We start from the raw sequence: 18571 nt of genomic DNA on the forward strand, positions 1-18571 counted from the left end.
TATCAACAAGTATGGGAATCAGGAGTAGCGTTAACATCAGTAAATAACTGCTGTTCGCAACAATTTTAAGAGAGCTATGCAAAATCTTTAACTATTAACTACAGCATAAAAACAATATTAGAATGAGACAAATCCTGAAAAAACTATTTTACATGCTGCCCCCGGGCGACAAGCTCAAGATCACGATACTCTTTATCATGATGCTCGTGGCGGCCCTTCTGGAAATTGCCGGCATCGGCATGATACCGGCTTTTGTGGCTATTGTAGCCGTGCCGGATCGCGTGCTGGAGTATGAGCTGCTGGGTCCACTTTTAATGTACCTGGGCATAGAGAATGCGCAGGACCTGCTTTTATTCGGTTCTGTAGCACTTGTGCTTATGTTCATTATTAAAAGCGCGTATATCGTTTTTTATGGGTATGTGGAATCCCGGTTTTTATTTAATCGCAAATACCTGGTCAGCCGCCGGATGATGGATACCTATATGCAGGCGCCCTACACCTTTCACTTAAACAGGAACTCATCCGAGCTGGTCCGGAATGTGAATGGGGAGGTCAATATTGTCGTAAACAATATTATTCAGGGCTTTTTGAAAATCGGGAGAGACGGGGTCATGGCCCTCACGATCCTTGGTTTCCTGTTCTACTACGAGCCTCTCATAACGATTGTGGTGCTGCTGTTGTCGGGACTCGGCGCCGGGTCTTTTATCTTTTTTACACAGAACAAGATGAAACAGTACGGCGAGGAGGAACTCGAACACCGGGGTAAAATGATCAAGGCAATTTATGAAGGGATCAGCGGCCTTAAAGATGCCCGTATCCTGAACAGGGAGGCCGAATTTATGAACCAGTTCAGTAAAGAGGCGCGTGCAAGTGCCACGCTGAACACCTATACCCGGTTTATCAAACAGATACCGAGACCCGTAGTGGAAACCACGGCCGTAATCGGGATGATGTTGATCTCCGTTCTTATGGTGGTGCAGGGGCGGCCCATGAGCGCAATTATTCCGACGTTGACGCTTTTTGCGATGGCCACTGTACGACTCATGCCGGCTATTCAATCCATCAGCTCCATGTACACGGGGCTTCAGTACAACCTTGCTTCCCTGGATCCCGTCTACGATGACCTGAAAATGCTGGAGAAAGAGACGCAGAAGTTCCTGGAAGACCGCGAAAAAGCAACGAAAATAGATTTCAGGGATCATATTGAAGTCAAAAATGTGCACTACAGCTATCCGGGGAGTGACGAGCAGGCCCTGAACGGCATTTCGGTGACTATTCCGAAAGGAAAGGCGATCGCCTTTGTCGGGGAGTCGGGTGCCGGCAAAACAACAATCGTGGATCTGCTGCTGGGACTAATGGAACCAACAAAAGGGACGATTACCGTTGACGGCACCGATATCCACAAGAATCTTTCGGGATGGCAGCAGAATATTGGATATATCCCCCAATCCATATACCTGGCAGACGATACGCTGCGCCGTAATATCGCTTTTGGATTGCCGGAACATGAAATTGACGATGAAAAGATCGCCCGGGCGATAAAGTCGGCTCAGCTCGGCCGGTTGCTCAAAAATTTACCCGACGGGCTGGACACCATTATCGGGGAGCACGGGGCCCGTCTCTCCGGGGGGCAGCGGCAGCGTGTGGGCATCGCACGGGCGCTTTATCACAATCCGGAAGTACTGGTGATGGACGAGGCGACCTCGGCGCTGGATAACATCACCGAGCAGCAGGTCACCAAGGCGATTGAATCCCTGATCGGGGAACGAACGATCATCATGATTGCCCACCGGTTGACAACCGTAATGAACTGCGACCGGCTATACCTCATGGAGGAGGGGGAAATCGTGCAGGAGGGAACCTATAATGAATTGGTGGAAAAGAGTACGCTCTTTCGAGAAATGGCCCTGGAGGCGTAACAGTTCAATCACGGCCCCGGGGGTATTGTCATTTAGGGAGGAGGATATTCTCCTGTCGAAGGAGACCTGTATAGACGTAATTCACCTGAACAATTGGTTAGCAGGTGTTGAAATTGACGGCAACAACACGAGATAAAAGAAAAAAACTGGAGATACAGACATGAGAGTGAATTTTATGATTATTGGTGCCCAAAAATGCGGCACCACCACACTTGCCAGAATACTGAAAAGTCACCCGGATGTTCAAGGTAAAACCTGAGTTTAAAGATGAGCACAAAGAGCTGATTACCCATTTGTTAAGGCTGGATATTATAGAACTTGAGAAGCTCATGGATACTGATCTGAGCGACTGGCTTGCAGAAGATGCGGATCCTCTGCCTGCAACGCACGAGCCACAACTGCAATAACTGCAGCAGTTTACCGGAGGGCTTTTCTGCTACAAGTTTTTTAAAAAGGTTCAACCCAGTGTAATTAAAGAGCTGTTTAAGGTGTCCGGGAAAGCAGAAGAGATCCCTGGATTTTAAATGATACCCAACGTTATTCCAATGGTCGAAGAAAAACGCATTACGGGAATTATTCCCGCTGCCGGGGGCGCCTCACGTATTTCACCGATTCCATGCAGCAAAGAGATCCTTCCGGTCGGTGTGGAGGATCATAGATCGGGAAAAAGTCCGGAGATAAAAGTGGCGACTGCCGGTCTGCTTGAAAGCTGTGCAGCAGCGGGTGCCGACCAGGTGTATATGATTATCCGCAAGGGGAAGTGGGATATTCCCCAGTACCTGGGGATGGGCACAGAACCAGGTTGTCCGCTGGCCTATCTGGTTACAGAACCGACCCCGGGCACCTATCACACAATCGACCTTGCATACCCGTTCGCCAAAGACAGCATGGTCCTCCTCGGATTTCCTGATATTCTGTTCAAGCCGAAAAGTGCATTTGTCAGCCTGCTGGAAAGGCAGCAACAGACAGGCGCGGAGGTCGTATTGGGATTGTTCCGCGCCACCAACCCACACGGGGCCGATTTGGTAGCAGCCGACGAGCAGGGGCGGGTGCAGGATATTGTCATTAAACCTGACCACCCGGAATTGACCGATGCCTGGGCTATCGCTGTATGGACTCCCGCCTTTACAAGATATCTACACGAGATCGCAGCGGATACCGGTGTAATCAAACGGTTAAAATCCGAAAAGAGGAGAGAGATATTTATTGGAGATATCTTTAAGCATGCCCTGGATAGCGGTTTGACAATAGATTCGATAACGTTTACAGACGGGGAATATATCGATATCGGGACCCTCTCCGGGTTGAGAAGGGCGTTGCGCGGCGAAATTGGGATGTAATAGCCAGGACTGCCCATAACTAATAACCGATAACTACTCTCTTCTCTGTGGGCGCTTTTGGGTTCCTTTTGCTCACACAAAAAGGAATATCTCTACCACGGGAAAGGGCCACCAAAATTTTTTGAGCGACTCCTGGTTATGCGAATAAATCCACTGGGTGGACGGAGAATCACACTTGCCTTACATCAATATTAGCTTACGGTCCCAAACAAAATTTGATCCCCGGCCACTGTGCTTGCGGCAAAAAGGGTTAAAGTCCTGTACCATTAGTACTGGCCGCTTCTAAAAAGTCAATAACTCCCTCCATGACAGTGTCATCATTAATGCCGGGCCTGGGCATGGTTGTACCGGGGGCAAAGGTCTCGGGATCAGACAGGAACGCCTTCAGTGTTGTACGGTTCCAGGTACCTTTTTTCGCCTCCAGGGCCGAAGAGTAGTCTGAATAGCTGGCAGAACCAATTTCAGCATCAAACAGCATCGCCAGGCTGGGCGCATGTTCATGGTTGTCCGGATCAATGGAATGGCATTGCCGGCAGCCGTCGATGGTTATTTTAAGCCTTTTTTTCAGGCCGGGTTCATATTTTTTGCTATCCAAAAAGTCGGTCACAAAATGATCTCTGTACGGGTGGGGGGTAAGAAATATCAGCTTGCTGCTGTCGGTCCACAATACCAGTCGCCCGTCAGTGTGTTGATGTACGTATCGTATGCGTTCATCGATCTCAATTCTTTCGGTAAACATCACACGGTTTTCTTCTATGCGAATTCTGAACAAGCTCATGCTTTTGAGCGAGGCCATCAGCAGGTCGCCGTCCCAGCTCTCGTGAAATCCCTCTGTCAGGGTCAGGTTGGATATCGCCACCGACGGGATCCAGGAAAAGATCGGCTTTACGAACCGGGAATGGCGCCCGGGCGATTGCTCCCCGGGTATGGGAAGCTTGGAATACTGTGTGCCCAGGGTTTCGACAGGCCAGCCGTAGTTGTTGCCCTCCTCAATACGGTTCAGCTCGTCACCTCCGCGCAGTCCGTGTTCCACCTCCCACAGCGTGCCTTCGTTATCGAGGGCCAATCCCTGTGGATTGCGGATGCCGGAAGCGATGATCCGGCTTTCTCGCGACTGCAGGTCTATACTCATGATTTTCCCGTAGTCAACGCCGGGGTCCTGAGCAATGGCCTTTGGGGCATACATTCCATCCCAGTGGTAATCGCCGTTGCCCAGGTAGAGGGTGGAGGGCGCCCGGAATGCAATCCGTCCCCCGGCCAACCCCCCTTCCAGGGCGTTGTTTATATTTTTAAAAGGCAGGCAGGGTTGCGCCCGGTATATGATATCCCAGTCTCCCGGACGGGCGGACAGCTGTTCAACAGATTGAGTGCCAGGTTCAACAGGCAGGGTGGCCACCGTGTTGCGGTAGCAGTTTTCTGTACTGTCAAATTCGGTATAAGAGATGGCTAGCCCCCGGTTGCCCGGCGCTTCGTAAAAGAGGATATCGTTATACCGGTAGAGTCCAAAATTGTGGTTCAGGTGGCTGAACTGGTCGGATTCGGCTGCCTGTTTATATGCCAAAAATCCATTATCTGGCACAGAGATACCCGTTTTTTGGATATTGTCTGCCGAGCGTGCGGCAAAAATTTGCCCGTCATAGGTCAACAGCAGCACCGCATCTCCAAAAGAGGTGAGTCCTCCTCCCCTGCCGTTTCGGGTAAGATGCTCCCGGAGGCTCGCCTCCCTACTGTCGAGACGTAGAAAAATTGATTCGTAATATTCCGGTTTCGATGTTGGATTTTGGATGCGATCCAGGTAGTGGCCCATCAGTTTTATTTCAACTTTCCGGAGTAACTGGGAGGGAGGGAAATTGTGATACCCGATGATATACCCACTGAATAGGAAAAGTAATATTAATCCAAATACAGAAAATGCGAGAATATAGTTTTTCTTTGTTTTCATGATGCCTCTTGAATGTAGTGTAGCCGGAAGCCTAGTTTAGGCGCCTTATTAAAACTGGGAATTGTATACCCGTTAAAAAAAATTCTAAGAACAGTTTTTCTCTCTACTACTATTACTATTAAATAATCAGCAATAGTTATACCAATCTTGTTATCAAGAGCGTATGAGATGAACAAAATGCTGAAAAAAGCAATGCTGGAGCGGGAAGAGCCGGGTACGCAGGGGTAATTCGAAAGACTCCGCGGCAACGTTGATGGGAGGACCCCGCGGGTCGAGTAATTTTTACTCAACAGCCGCGTAAAAATTACCCGATCGACGATATGGTCAATGCAGAAGATTGACGTTTAAACAGGATCTTAAATTGTAAATACGGATTTAAAAACAATGAACGGGGATTAGATAAAAAATTGACGAACTGGCACGCTTATTGAATAACTATTTACAGAGAGAGCAATAGCATAAACATCATAAAGCAGAGAGAGTCAGAAAGAGAGAGTTAATGCTTAAAGAAAACAATCGGCAAATAGTTCAAGAGAGTAGAGCTGAATTTGATCGATTGCCTGTTCATCAAAGAGAGAGCACTCGCTTAGTGTATATAGAGAGGCAAACATGAGTTGGAGCAGCGGTGGGAAGCGAAGAGTGCCCCACCGTTTCCAACTTTTATATCATCAGGAAAATTTCAAATTCAAAAGAGATTATAAATGAAAGTATTAGTAACAGGAACAGACGGGTACATAGGCTCAATATTGGGTCCATATCTTATTGACAGGGGTCATCAGGTTACCGGCCTCGATACTGGCTTTTATCGTTCCGGCTGGCTCTATAACGGGAACGGGAGTGCGGAGACCTATCCAACCTACATAAACAAAGATTTACGAGACATACAGCTGGAAGACCTTGAAGGTTACGATGCTGTTGTACATATGGCTGAACTGTCGAACGACCCACTGGGGCAGGTAAACCCCGAAATCACCTTTAAGATCAACCACAAGGGGAGTGTAAGGATTGCGGAACTGTGCAAGCAGGCCGGGATTGAACGGTTTGTATACACCTCCTCATGCAGCGTGTACGGGGTGGGAGACGACAGCTACAAGACGGAAGAGTCTGAGCTCAACCCGCAGACGGCGTACGCCGAATGCAAAACACTGGTCGAACGCGATGTGACGAAGCTGGCAGATGACACCTTTTCGCCCACTTTTTTACGCAATGCCACCGCCTACGGGGCCTCGCCGCGCATGCGGTTTGACATTGTGCTGAACAACCTGTCGGGCCTGGCATGGACGACCGGGGTCATAAAGATGATCAGTGACGGGCAGCCCTGGAGACCGCTGGTCCACGTCCGGGATATCTGCAAGGCGATTGGCTGCGCACTGGATGCACCGCGCGAGGCTGTTCACAACCAGATATTCAACGTGGGAGACACCAGCGAAAACTACCGGGTTAAAGAGATTGCCGAGATCGTTGGTGAGGTGTTTACCGGCTGTGAAGTCACGTTTGGCGATAGCGGGGGAGACAACCGGAGCTACCGGGTTTCGTTTGACAAGATCAACGAAAACCTGCCGGGGTTTTCCTGTGAGTATGATGCAAAGAGAGGGGCAGAGGAGCTCTACGAGGTGTTTTCCAAAATTGAACTGGACCCGGACCTGTTCAACGACCGGCCGTATACGCGGTTGAAGCAGCTGACTTTTTTGCTGGAGACCGAACAGGTTGACGAAGAGCTGTTTTGGGTGTGAGCTGCCGGGGAGAGACGATCTGAACCGGGCAAAAAAATAGTAAAATACAACGCAATACTAACAAAAAAGCAAGGGTGCCACAGGATGAAAGCAGTAATTTTAGCAGGAGGATACGGAACCAGGTTGAGCGAAGAGACCTACATCAGGCCAAAGCCGATGGTGGAGATCGGAGAGCAGCCGATACTCTGGCATATCATGAAAATTTATTCCCACTACGGGATCAACGAGTTTATTATTTGTTGCGGCTATAAAGGGTCGATGATCAAAGACTACTTTGCCAATTATTTTTTACATCGCTCGGATGTGACCTTCGACATGAAAAAGAATGACATGAAGATCCATCAAAATGATGTGGAGCCCTGGAAGGTCACCCTTATTGACACGGGAGAGTCAACCATGACCGGGGGACGGTTAAAGCGCGTGCAGGAGTATGTGGGGGACGACACCTTTTGCATGACCTACGGAGACGGCGTTAGCAATGTGAATATCGAAGAACTGGTTGCATTCCACAAGCGCGAGGGATGCCTGGCCACGCTGACGGCCGTGCAGGAGCCCGGTCGCTTTGGCGTGTTCAAGCTGGATGAGGGAGACGTGCAGATCACCTCTTTCCAGGAGAAACCGATCGGGGCGGGCGCCTGGATCAACGGCGGTTTTTTTGTACTGGAACCGGGCGTTTTTGACTATATCAAGGGCGATGAGACCGTATGGGAGCATGATCCGCTGAGAAACCTGGCCCGGGATCGACAGCTGGTGGCCTTCAAGCACGACAGTTTTTGGCACCCGATGGATACCCTGCGCGATAAAAAGGTGCTCGACGGAATATGGAATACAGAAAATCCGCCGTGGAAAGTATGGGATGAACCGAAGGCACTGGAGAATGATACGGTGATCGACGAACTGGTTGAAAACTATCAGTAAAAGGATCAAGGAAGCCCGGGTTTGGGCTGTGTCATGATCCCGGGGATTTTAAAATCGCGGGAAATATTTTGCCACGGTCACATGAAATAAAAATGGGCTTTATGCCCTGCAGATAATTAAGTATACACGATTTAACCAATAACCACACCGGTGCAGATACATTTTCAAAATCGTTGCTTTATCAAAACTTCTAGCAATACAGTAACAATAAGTGGATCTGAAGTGATGACAAAAAACGATTTATTGAATCTTGAAAGGAAATAATTATCAAAATGAAACACTGCCAAATAAAATCAACGGGAGTAGCATCATGCAAGCATCAATGGTTGAAAGTAATAATAAAAATAGAGTAGAACGGAAAGCGCATACCACGCGCTGCCGATTTTGTAACGAACCTCTTACAGATATTTTTGTAGATCTGGGGATGTCTCCGCTTTCAAATTCCTATCTTAAAGCGAGTGAGCTGGACCAGGCGGAACGGTTTTTCCCACTCACGGCTATGGTCTGTTCTTCCTGTTACCTGGTACAGTTAAAGGTGTATGAGTCGCCCGAGGAGATCTTTTCCGACTATGCCTATTTTTCTTCCTACTCCGATTCCTGGTTGGAGCACGCCCGCCGCTATGTTGAAATGGTAACCCATCGATTCAACATTTCCGAGAATTCCTTTGTGGTGGAGCTGGCCAGCAACGACGGCTACCTGCTGAAAAACTTTCTCAGCAAAAATGTCCCGATCCTTGGCATTGAGCCCGCAGAAAATGTGGCCCAGGCCGCAATAGAGAAGGGGATCCCCACCTTAGTGGAGTTTTTCAGCAAGGAACTGGCGGAAGAGCTGGCATCTCAAAACAGGCGTGCCGATTTGATTGTCGCCAACAACGTACTTGCACACGTACCGGATATAAATAGTTTCGTGGGCGGGATAAAAACGCTGCTGAAACCGGAAGGGGTGGCCACGCTGGAATTCCCTCACTTGTTAAATCTTATTCGGGAAAATGAGTTTGATACGATCTACCACGAGCACTTTTCCTACCTTTCGTTCCTGGCGGTCAGGACCATATTTGATTACCACGGGATGAACATTTTCGATGTGGATGAGATACCGACCCATGGCGGATCGCTGCGTATCTACGCCTGTCACAAGAACAGCTCTCATGAGCAGCAGCCATCGGTTAGAGCCCTGCATGACAAGGAGATTTCAGCCGGGCTCGATCAACTCTCTACCTACTATCATTTTTCTCAGGATGTCCAACAGCTTAAACGCGATCTGTTGGAGACCTTGATCCGAATCAAAAATGAGGGAAAGAGAATTGCCGGATATGGAGCGGCGGCCAAAGGAAATACACTGCTGAACTATTGCGGGGTGCGAACCGACATAATTGACTATGTCGTGGATCGCAACCCCAATAAAGCGGGGAAATTCCTCCCGGGCACGCACATCCCGGTTAAGGAAGTGGGAACGGTAAGGGAGGACAAGCCCGACTACCTGATGATTCTGCCGTGGAACCTGAAAGAGGAGATAATCGATCAAAACAGTTTTATACGTGATTGGGGAGGAAAGTTTATTATCCCGATCCCGCACGTTCATATTGTTGACTGAATCAGTACACAAACAAGATAGCGATAAATTAAATCGAGAGAATGAAGATTCGAATTTTGGGTACAGGTATGGCCGGCTTCGGGGCTGCGTATTGTTTGCGGCAGGAGGGGGTCGGGGGAGAAATATGCATGTACGATAAAAATCCGTACATCGGCGGACACACCGCCTCCTACGAAACGGATGACGGGTTTATTTTTGACGACGGTCCCCATATCTCCTTTACCGACGACGAACGGCTGCAACAACTATTTGCCGAAAATATCGATCACGAGTATGAGACGCTCAAGGCCACGGTCAACAACTACTGGAAGGGCCACTGGATCAAGCACCCGGCCCAGTGTAATCTTCACGGGCTGCCTTCCGACCTCGTGGTTGATGTGATTGACGATTTTGTCGAAGCCAAGTACAGGAGCAATGGCCAGATCAGTAACTACAAGGAGTGGCTTTACGCCAAATTCGGTGAAACCTTTGCAGAGACGTTCCCGATGGTGTACGGAAAAAAATACCACACGGTTGAGGCCGAAAAGATGGATATAGACTGGCTGGGGCCCCGCCTCTACCAGCCCGACCTGAAAGAGGTGTTGCAGGGCGCCCTGGTGGAGTCCACGCCCGATGTTCACTACGTCGACAAGTTCCGGTACCCTACGCAGGGTGGATTTGTCCATTACCTGCAGAAGTTTACCGAGCTGGCCGACATCAAACTGAATCACAAAGTAACGGGTATTGATGCCAAAAATAAACTAATCCGCTTCGCCAACGGGAAAACCGTCGAATATGATGAGGTTCTTTCATCCATACCCCTGCCGGAACTTGTTACAAATATTATACAAGACGTTCCGGAGGATGTGGCAAGGGCGGGAGAGCAGCTGGCTTGTACCAGCTGCATCATTGTAAATATAGGGGTGGATCGCGATGATTTTACCGAGGCGGTCTGGACCTATTTCTATGACCCGGATATTATCTTTACGCGGTTGAGCTTTCCCCACCTGATGTCGCCGAATAATGTTCCCCCCGGCTGCGGAAGCATCCAGGCCGAGATCTACTTTTCCGACAAATACCGGCCGGTAGACCGCAAGCCGGAAGACTGCATCGAGCCGGTTATCGCCGACCTCAAGCGGTGTGGATTGATCAGCGAAGAGGATACGATCCTCCATAAAAGCACGCTGTTCATCAAATATGCCAACGTCATTTTTGACCTCGACCGGCAGCAGGCCCTGGAGACGGTCCACGGCTACCTGGATGATATCGGGATACGCTATTGCGGCCGCTACGGAGACTGGGGCTACATATGGACCGACCAGGCGTTCAAAAGCGGGGAAGAGGCGGCAGCCGGCATACCCTCGTGAACAAAACTTGACGCCACATTGATTCTGGTTTTAACCTTTCCGACGGCAATTTTTTGTTCGTTTTTAAATCTTTAAAAAAAATAACCGGGAAAGATGATTGGAAACCTCAATAGAAAAAAAAGCGATCCTCCCAGTAGAGCTGTTCCTTTTGGCTTGATCCAATAGGATAAAAAGATCTGGGGGAAATGGGCCAAACGCTTCAGCAGCATAGATTTAAAACCCCGGGTAATTTTTACACAATGTTTGCGTAAAAATTACTCGGTGCATTTTCTGCTGATAGAAGGAATCAACAATCGAATTAATGGTGAGAGTCCGGCACGAGATAAAATTATGTGTTTAATCGCTCTCAATGGCGATTTAAGAAAATGTTGCAAAACTGGCACGCTTCTTGATTTAATATTGGTGGATTGAGACGAGAAGGTCGCTTCAACAGTACAAGAGGCTTTGAAAGCCAAGGGGTTTGGCAACGGCTTCAACATATTGACAAGTGCAAATATTGAGACACCGAATTTACGAGACTGGCTATACATCAAGAGAGATGTGCTTTTGCCGTCGAAGAAATTCGGCACACATGCACTTGTAGCGTTGGTCCGAGACCGGCCACGGGGTAACTATTGCCTTTGTGGGCGTCTCGGTAACCTTCGCAAAAACCATTTAGAGTGACAAAACGGGTTGACTAACCCTGTCAAAGATAAAACATCTGTTTTAAAACTGGCATCGGCATATTAGCTGAATGCAGAACAGCCAAACTATAATTATCTCAGACAAAACCATGCTATTTAAAAAGACGGATCTAAAGGACGCATACATAATCGAGCTGGAAAGATATGCTGATACCCGGGGATTCTTTGCGAGGGCATTTTGTGAAAAAGAGTTTGCCAATAATGGAATCAAATTTCCGGTGGTCCAGGCAAATACCTCATACAGTCAAAAAAAACATACACTCAGAGGGATGCACTACCAGCAGGAACCTCACCAGGAGGCCAAGCTGATTAAATGTACAAAGGGGGCGATATTTGATGCGATCATCGACATGCGTCCGAATTCTCCAACCTTTAAGAAATGGATCGGGGTCGAACTCAATCAGGATAACCGCAGAATGCTCTACGTGCCGGAGGGTTTTGCCCACGGCTTTCTCACCCTCGAAGATGATACCGAGGTATACTACCCGGTGTCCGAATTCTACGCTCCCGGCGCGGAAAAGGGGATCCGGTGGAATGATCCTGAATTTAATATCAAGTGGCCGGCGGAACCGGAGGTGATTTCCAGAAAAGACAGAAGCTGGCCGCTTTTCGATGATTCCAGGAACAATAAAACGGTGGAAGTATAACACAGACGCCTGCCAATTTTTTTGAACGCCAATATTGCAATATCATGAAAAAAATTATTCTTACCGGGGCTACCGGTTTTATCGGTACCCACACCATCCCATTTCTTCAGGATCTCGGATACGATGTCCACGCTGTCACTTCAAAAGACAACACGAGGGACCTCCGGGCCGATGTTACCTGGCATTCGGTGGACCTGCTGAATGCTTACCAGGTTGCCGCTCTTTGCGAGCGTGTGAAGGCTTCCGGGCTGCTACACCTGGCCTGGTATGACGATCCCAAACAACGAATGACATCCGGGCATAATATTGAATGGGTCGAAGCCACGCTGCACCTGGCGCGCAGGTTTGCTGAAAACGGGGGAGAGAGAATCGTTTTCGGGGGGAGTTGTACCGAGTACGACTGGAAGTACGGGTATTGCAGCGAAGGGATTACCCCAACACAGCCCGAATCGATCTATGGTGAGTGTAAAACGTCTGTACATAACATCCTCGAAAAATTTTCCGCCAAAACGGGACTCAGCTACGTCACCGGCAGAATATTTTTCGTCTATGGTCCCCACGAGGCCGAAAATCGGCTTGTGGCATACGCCATCCGGTCGCTGTTGATGAACAAGCAGGCAAACTTCTCCCATGGCAACCAGATGAGAGATTATCTCCATGTTGCAGATGTGGCGGATGCCCTGGTGGCACTGCTGGCAAGCGAGGTAACCGGCGCTGTTAACATCGGTTCCGGGCGGGCCGTCAAGTTACGCGAAATTGTCGACCTGGCGGGAGAAAAGCTGGATGGAACAGACCTGCTGCACTACGGACCGGTCGAGAGCAAATTTGACTCCCCGGTGGTACTTGCAGATATAACCAGGCTTCGGGATGAGGTGGGATGGACTCCCCATTTTGACCTCGAGGACGGCATAGATGACACGATCGAATGGTGGAAAAAGGAATTAAATGTTGCAACATCACAATAAAAAACAATTAAAAATAGCGATAATATGATTTGCATATTGGGAACAGGAATGGCCGGTTTCGGGGCCGCTTACAGGCTGCGCCAGGAAGGGGTGGATCAGGAGATCCGCATGTACGACAAAAATTCATATATCGGGGGGCACACCGCATCGTTCGAGATGGAAGACGGTTTTATTTTTGACGACGGACCTCATATTTCATTTACCGAGGATGAACGCATCCGCGACTTGTTGGCTGAAAACGTGGACCAGGAGTTTGAAACAGTGAAGGCCTCAGTGAATAACTACTGGCAGGGCCACTGGATCAAGCACCCGGCACAGTGCAACCTGTACGGTTTGCCTGAGGACCTGATTGTTGAGGTACTGGATGACTTTATCGAGGCGAAGCACAAATCCAACGGGAATATCACCAATTACAAAGAGTGGCTGTATGCCAAGTTCGGGGAAACCTTCGCAGAAACCTTTCCCATGGTGTACGGCAAAAAGTATCACACGGTGGAGGCCGAAAATATGGATATCGACTGGCTGGGCCCCCGCCTGTATCAGCCCGATATGAAAGAGGTACTCGAAGGAGCGTTAAAACCGGCAACGCCCGATGTCCACTACATTGACAAATTCAGGTACCCGACAGAGGGTGGATTCGCCCATTACCTGGATAAATTTACCGAACTGGCCGACATCAAGCTGAATCACAAAGTCACGGGTATTGATGCCAAAAATAAGCTGATTCGATTCGGTAATGGAAAAACCGTCGAATATGATGAGGTTCTTTCGTCGATACCGCTGCCGGAGCTGACGGGCAATATCATTGAGGATGTACCCGCCGATGTGGCCGAAGCCGGCGCAAAGCTGGCCTGTACGAGCTGTATTTTGGTGAACATCGGGATCGACCGCGACGACTTTACCGAGGCGATATGGACCTATTTCTACGACCCGGATATCATCTTTACGCGGCTGAGTTTTCCCCACCTGATGTCACCAAATACGGTCCCGGACGGTTGTGGAAGCATCCAGGCCGAGATCTACTTTTCCGACAAATACCGGCCGGTAGACCGCAAGCCGGAAGATTGCATCGAGCCGGTTATCGCCGACCTCAAGCGGTGCGGGTTGATCAGCGAAGAGGATACTATTCTTCATAAAAGCACGGGCTTTATATCCTATGCCAACGTCATTTTTGATCTTGACCGGCAGCAGGCCCTCGAGACGGTCCACGGCTACCTGGATGATATCGGGATACGCTATTGCGGCCGCTACGGAGACTGGGGCTATATCTGGACCGACCAGGCGTTCAGGAGCGGAGAGAACGCGGCCAGTCAAATGTTGAACTGAATTTCGTGTTTAATCCTATATAGAAAAAACCTTGTTATAAGACATTTCTGTATGATGTAGTATCAAAACTTTGTCTGTTGTGTAGAAAAGTTGACTTAGATTTTTAAAGAGCGAAGTGAGGGTTTGACCATACTAATCATGCACGATACAGTTGTTTGTAATTAGTAAATGTGAAAAATACTTACTGCGAAAACGAAAATAACTAAAAGAACAACTTTGCAAAACACTTATACTAAAAAAAATATCTTTTATAATATGAGTTTTACCAAGTTAGGTATTCCTCTTAAAGTTGGTATCGTTGCAAATGAATTTTTTGATACAAGTATCGGCCGGGTCGGAGGGTTTGGCTGGGCAGCTAAAAGAGCTGCCCAGGTGCTGAGCAATCATCCCGAAAGTTATTGCGACGTATGTTTTCTAACTGCTGATAAAATAGGTAATGGAAGTGAAAAAAAAGTGTCGCAAGATATCCCTTACGTGCCCTTAAATGGCAATCGATTACAAAATTTTAGTAAAATGTTTTTCAGTCGAATTGATATTCTTTTGACTATTGATTACAGAATTAGCTATAGAGGTGTATTCAATGCATTACCATTTACTCCTATTGTAGTTTGGGTGAGGGATCCATGGTCCCCACAGGATGTTGATAAGATAATGTCGCTTAAGATTCCCGGTAAAGAAGATGTAAAGCCTGCTGGAATCTATGAAAAAAATACACAGCAACTCTCTGAATATGCGAACCGTAAATTTCCTAAACCACCGAAGGTTAAACTTGCTAACAAAATGCCATATATGAGAGAAAGTAATGAGGCGGTGTATGGTCTTCCGGAATCAGAATATGTTCTTCCAAATCCATCTGTATTGGACTATACATATGTTGAAATTGAAAAAGCTCGCAAGCCAACGGTAATTTTTTTGGGTCGCCTAGATCCGATAAAACGCCCATGGGTATTTATAGAATTAGCAAGAAAGTTCCCTAATGTTAATTTTCTCATGCTTGGACAAAATCATTTTAACGGGAACAATGGCTGGAGTCTTGGAGAAGTCCCCGAAAATGTAAAAATGCTGGGTCATGTAACCGGTGAGGAGAAACTGAAACTGTTATCTTCGGCCTGGGTACTTGTGAACACCTCTATACATGAAGAAGCACCTGTATCGGTTTTAGAGGCATTTGCTCTAGAGACGCCGGTACTCAGCTACGAAGATTGGGGGGGATTAGTAGAGAGATATGGAATTACTATCGGTCAACATAAAGGAACGGGACTTGAAGGCCTGTTGGATCTTGAAGAGGCATTAAATCGTCTTCTTTCCAATGATGAGTTGCGCAGGAAGTATGGAAAAGAAGCGCGATATTATGTTGAAACTGAGCATAATAACGAGATATTTCTTTCATCCTTTAGAAGGATATGTCTGGATTCGGGAGTTGAAAAAGCATCAAAATGTATATCAGTTTGAGGAAGACCGACCGAATTATGGCTATGAGAATTCATGCTGAAATTTTTAAAGCTGGTTGAATACAAGAATTCTATGAGGTAAAAAATGTTCAGTATATCATTGTCTATACTCCGCTGTACCGGGATAAAAAATGCAAATGCAGCTTAATCTCCCGGTTACTATTGATAGGGTATTGCTGTAGAAAAATTGTCCATCCGTAAATTATTATGTGATCTTCTATTTGATTATTTAATTTTATTAAAAGCAGTAAGTTAAATGTAATTAACATTAGGGGATACGGTTAAATATTAAGCAGGTCAATTGATATTTTATCCGGAGATGAGAGGTGCCGGTTTTATGAAAAAGTATTAATACTTTTTGCGCTGAACCTTTTGTAGTTTGGTTAACAAATAAAAGAAAAGAGAGAACATGAATAAATACAGCAAGCCATTTATCACGATCGCTATTCCGACCTATAACCGGGCAGATAAATACTTGCGCCAAACGCTGGAGTGCGCCACCAGGCAGAACTATGAGAATATCGAAATACTGGTTTCTGACAACTGTTCAACCGATGAGACTCCGGAAGTTGTCCGCTCTTTTTCCGATCCCCGGATAAAATTTTACCAGCAGCAGGAGAACCTGGGAGCCTACGGGAACTGGAATTTTTTGCTGGATAAAGCCCGGGGCGACTATTTCCACATGTACCACGATGACGATCGCATAGATGTTGATTTTATTGAAACCTGTATGGAGGGCGCCGAATATCGAAAAGGGCTTGCACTGATTATGAGTGGGAGCCGGGTGATAGACCAGCACGATAATATATTGAGGGAAAATGAGAACAGGGCTGACGGGGCCGAGCTGGATGATTTTATTTTGTCCTGGTACCGCGGAGAAATCAATATCTTTTTCTGCAGCTCGCTGTTTAATACGGAGATACTGCGATCGGTGGGCGGATTCGAACCCAAATATGACCACTATATTGATGTGGCCGCCCAATTTAAATGCATGGCCGCAGGCGAACGGGCGGACGTGCCGGATGTAAAAGCGAGCTTCAGAAAACATAAAGGCTCCATCACTAGCCAGACTAGTGATCACATTAATAACTGGATAAATGACGCAAAACGATTATTGGATCTAGCATTGACGCTGGCACCAAATAAAAAGCAGTTAATTAAGAAAATCGGACTAAAAAAGTCGGCGATGAATGTTTACATGTATGCTAACGAAATTGAATCAAAAAAAGAAAGATCAAAGGCTTTTCTGAAAATATATAGAGCTTTTGGATACAGGTACTTCCCACAAATGAAATATGCAAATCAACTGGTTCCATCGATGGGATATTTGTTGCATCCATATAGGGCGTTGAGTCTTTTAAAATCCAAAATTCTTAATAGTCTTAGATTGGCATAGTAGTATTAAAGCATCTTTTTACTGGTAAATACAGACGGATTATAATGGAAACCAAAGAGAAGATAATAGTATATAATCGCGCATTTTGTTTGATCAGCGAGACGTTTGTATACCAGCAGGCCCGCGATCTGGCACAGAACTTTGAGGTTCACCTGCTGGCACGGGAGTTTACGAATCCACACGGGTTTGATTATTCCATATTTAATCAACACCTGGTAAAAAGACCGAAGTCATGGATAGGCCGCGTTGCAGGAAAAGCGATACGGACGTGGCTGAATACCGATTTTGAGATGGGATTCCGATCATACCTGAGGCTCCGTAAATTGTTAAAAAAGGGGGATATCGGTGCTATTCACGCGCATTTTGGCCCAAATGCTGTTGAGATCATGGGGTTGGCCAGGGCGTTCGACATCCCGCTGGTGGTCACCTTTCACGGACACGATGCCTCCCGGCTGTTGAAGAATGAATCCTACAAAAAAAAGCTGCCCGAACTTTTTGAATACGCTTCGGGAATCATCATCGTGAGCCGGCATATGATTGAAAACCTGGAGCTGGAACCCTGGCTGGAGAAGGTACACGTGATTCCGTGTTCGGTCGATCCCCAAAAATTTGTCATTCAAAAGAATGGGCGGTCGTCGGATGCAATCAGAATCGTCCATTCCGGAAGAATCGCCAGTACGAAGGGGGTTCCGGACCTGGTTAAAGTTTTCTCGGAACTGGCGGACAACTATCCAAATATTGAGCTGCATATTGCGGGAGATGGGGAAGAGCTTCAGCGAACCAAAGCGCTGGCCAGGGAACGAGGCCATAATGACAAGATCACCTTTTATGGAAGAGTATCCCAGGAACAGGTCCGAGATTTGCTGAATGGAGCAGATATTTTTGTGCTCAATAGTCGAACTGACGCGAATGGAGATATGGAGGGAACACCTGTCTCAATTCTGGAAGCGATGTGCCTCAAAAAGCCGGTAGTCTCTACTATTCATGCCGGCATACCTGATGTGATTCAGCATAGGAAAAACGGACTGTTGGTACCTGAGTATGCCAACGATGAGCTAAAAGCGTGTATTGAGCGGTTAATTTGTGATAGTGAACTGCGGGAACAGCTGGGAGAAGAAGCACAAGCAACGGTTAAAAAGTCGTATACCAATAAGGTGATGCGGCAAAGGATAAATCGGATTTTCGAGGAAATTTAATAATAGGTTTTATAAACAGACTGAATAAACTTACTCTAGAAAATAATAAAATAGGATATACATGGCACAAGTTTCTATTATAATTCCTGTTTAAAATGTGCTCATGGAGTTCAAG

The 18571-nt window shown here is 47.3% G+C and carries 14 protein-coding genes; 13 read left to right on the plus strand and 1 reads right to left on the minus strand.

All coding sequences use genetic code 11. The annotated features are described in order from the left end of the window. The first annotated feature begins 122 nt into the window (after positions 1–122). The 3 genes from ACG2F4_RS15460 (at position 123) to ACG2F4_RS15470 (ending at position 3259) form a co-directional block, all read left to right on the plus strand. A complete protein-coding gene (locus ACG2F4_RS15460) occupies positions 123–1919 on the plus strand; it encodes an ABC transporter ATP-binding protein (RefSeq protein WP_395261787.1) in 1797 nt (598 codons plus the stop codon). Positions 1920–2158: 239 nt separating this feature from the next. Beyond that, positions 2159–2326, plus strand: a complete 168-nt coding sequence (locus tag ACG2F4_RS15465) for a hypothetical protein (protein WP_395261788.1) — start codon at positions 2159–2161, stop codon at positions 2324–2326. A 138-nt stretch (positions 2327–2464) separates the two neighbouring features. After that, the gene (locus ACG2F4_RS15470; RefSeq protein WP_395261789.1) at positions 2465–3259 is read left to right on the plus strand and encodes a sugar phosphate nucleotidyltransferase; all 795 of its coding nucleotides are present in this window, start codon (positions 2465–2467) and stop codon (positions 3257–3259) included. A 250-nt stretch (positions 3260–3509) separates the two neighbouring features. On the opposite strand, the gene ACG2F4_RS15475 is transcribed toward ACG2F4_RS15470, so the two are convergent. After that, the gene (locus ACG2F4_RS15475; RefSeq protein WP_395261790.1) at positions 3510–5201 is read right to left on the minus strand and encodes a PQQ-dependent sugar dehydrogenase; all 1692 of its coding nucleotides are present in this window, start codon (positions 5199–5201) and stop codon (positions 3510–3512) included. 701 nt (positions 5202–5902) lie between these two features. Here ACG2F4_RS15475 and ACG2F4_RS15480 point away from each other — a divergent pair. From ACG2F4_RS15480 to ACG2F4_RS15525, 10 genes are all read left to right on the plus strand, one after another. Next, positions 5903–6934 (plus strand): NAD-dependent epimerase/dehydratase family protein, encoded by a 1032-nt coding sequence (locus ACG2F4_RS15480; protein WP_395261791.1) that lies wholly within the window; start codon positions 5903–5905, stop codon positions 6932–6934. Positions 6935–7018: 84 nt separating this feature from the next. Further along, positions 7019–7852: a glucose-1-phosphate cytidylyltransferase gene (rfbF, locus tag ACG2F4_RS15485; protein WP_395261792.1), complete on the plus strand. Its 834-nt coding sequence runs from the start codon at positions 7019–7021 to the stop codon at positions 7850–7852. Positions 7853–8174: 322 nt separating this feature from the next. Next, positions 8175–9446, plus strand: a complete 1272-nt coding sequence (locus ACG2F4_RS15490; protein WP_395261808.1) for a methyltransferase domain-containing protein — start codon at positions 8175–8177, stop codon at positions 9444–9446. Positions 9447–9487: 41 nt separating this feature from the next. Beyond that, positions 9488–10792 (plus strand): protoporphyrinogen/coproporphyrinogen oxidase, encoded by a 1305-nt coding sequence (locus ACG2F4_RS15495; RefSeq protein ID WP_395261793.1) that lies wholly within the window; start codon positions 9488–9490, stop codon positions 10790–10792. Positions 10793–11564: 772 nt separating this feature from the next. Continuing rightward, the gene (rfbC, locus tag ACG2F4_RS15500) at positions 11565–12122 is read left to right on the plus strand and encodes a dTDP-4-dehydrorhamnose 3,5-epimerase (RefSeq protein ID WP_395261794.1); all 558 of its coding nucleotides are present in this window, start codon (positions 11565–11567) and stop codon (positions 12120–12122) included. A 44-nt stretch (positions 12123–12166) separates the two neighbouring features. After that, positions 12167–13087, plus strand: coding sequence for an NAD-dependent epimerase/dehydratase family protein (locus tag ACG2F4_RS15505; RefSeq protein WP_395261795.1), 921 nt, complete (start codon positions 12167–12169; stop codon positions 13085–13087). A gap of 24 nt (positions 13088–13111) precedes the next feature. Then, complete coding sequence (locus ACG2F4_RS15510; RefSeq protein ID WP_395261796.1) at positions 13112–14413, plus strand: protoporphyrinogen/coproporphyrinogen oxidase; 1302 nt, start codon at positions 13112–13114, stop codon at positions 14411–14413. Between the two features lie 255 nt (positions 14414–14668). Continuing rightward, positions 14669–15865, plus strand: coding sequence for a glycosyltransferase family 4 protein (locus ACG2F4_RS15515; RefSeq protein ID WP_395261797.1), 1197 nt, complete (start codon positions 14669–14671; stop codon positions 15863–15865). Positions 15866–16273: 408 nt separating this feature from the next. Continuing rightward, on the plus strand, positions 16274–17260 hold the full coding sequence (locus tag ACG2F4_RS15520; protein ID WP_395261798.1) for a glycosyltransferase: 987 nt from the start codon (positions 16274–16276) through the stop codon (positions 17258–17260). A gap of 44 nt (positions 17261–17304) precedes the next feature. After that, positions 17305–18456: a glycosyltransferase family 4 protein gene (locus ACG2F4_RS15525; RefSeq protein WP_395261799.1), complete on the plus strand. Its 1152-nt coding sequence runs from the start codon at positions 17305–17307 to the stop codon at positions 18454–18456. Positions 18457–18571 lie beyond the last annotated feature (115 nt).

Origin of the sequence: Halalkalibaculum sp. DA3122 (genome assembly GCF_043951865.1) — a bacterium.
Lineage (GTDB): Bacteria > Bacteroidota > Rhodothermia > Balneolales > Balneolaceae > JAMQKA01.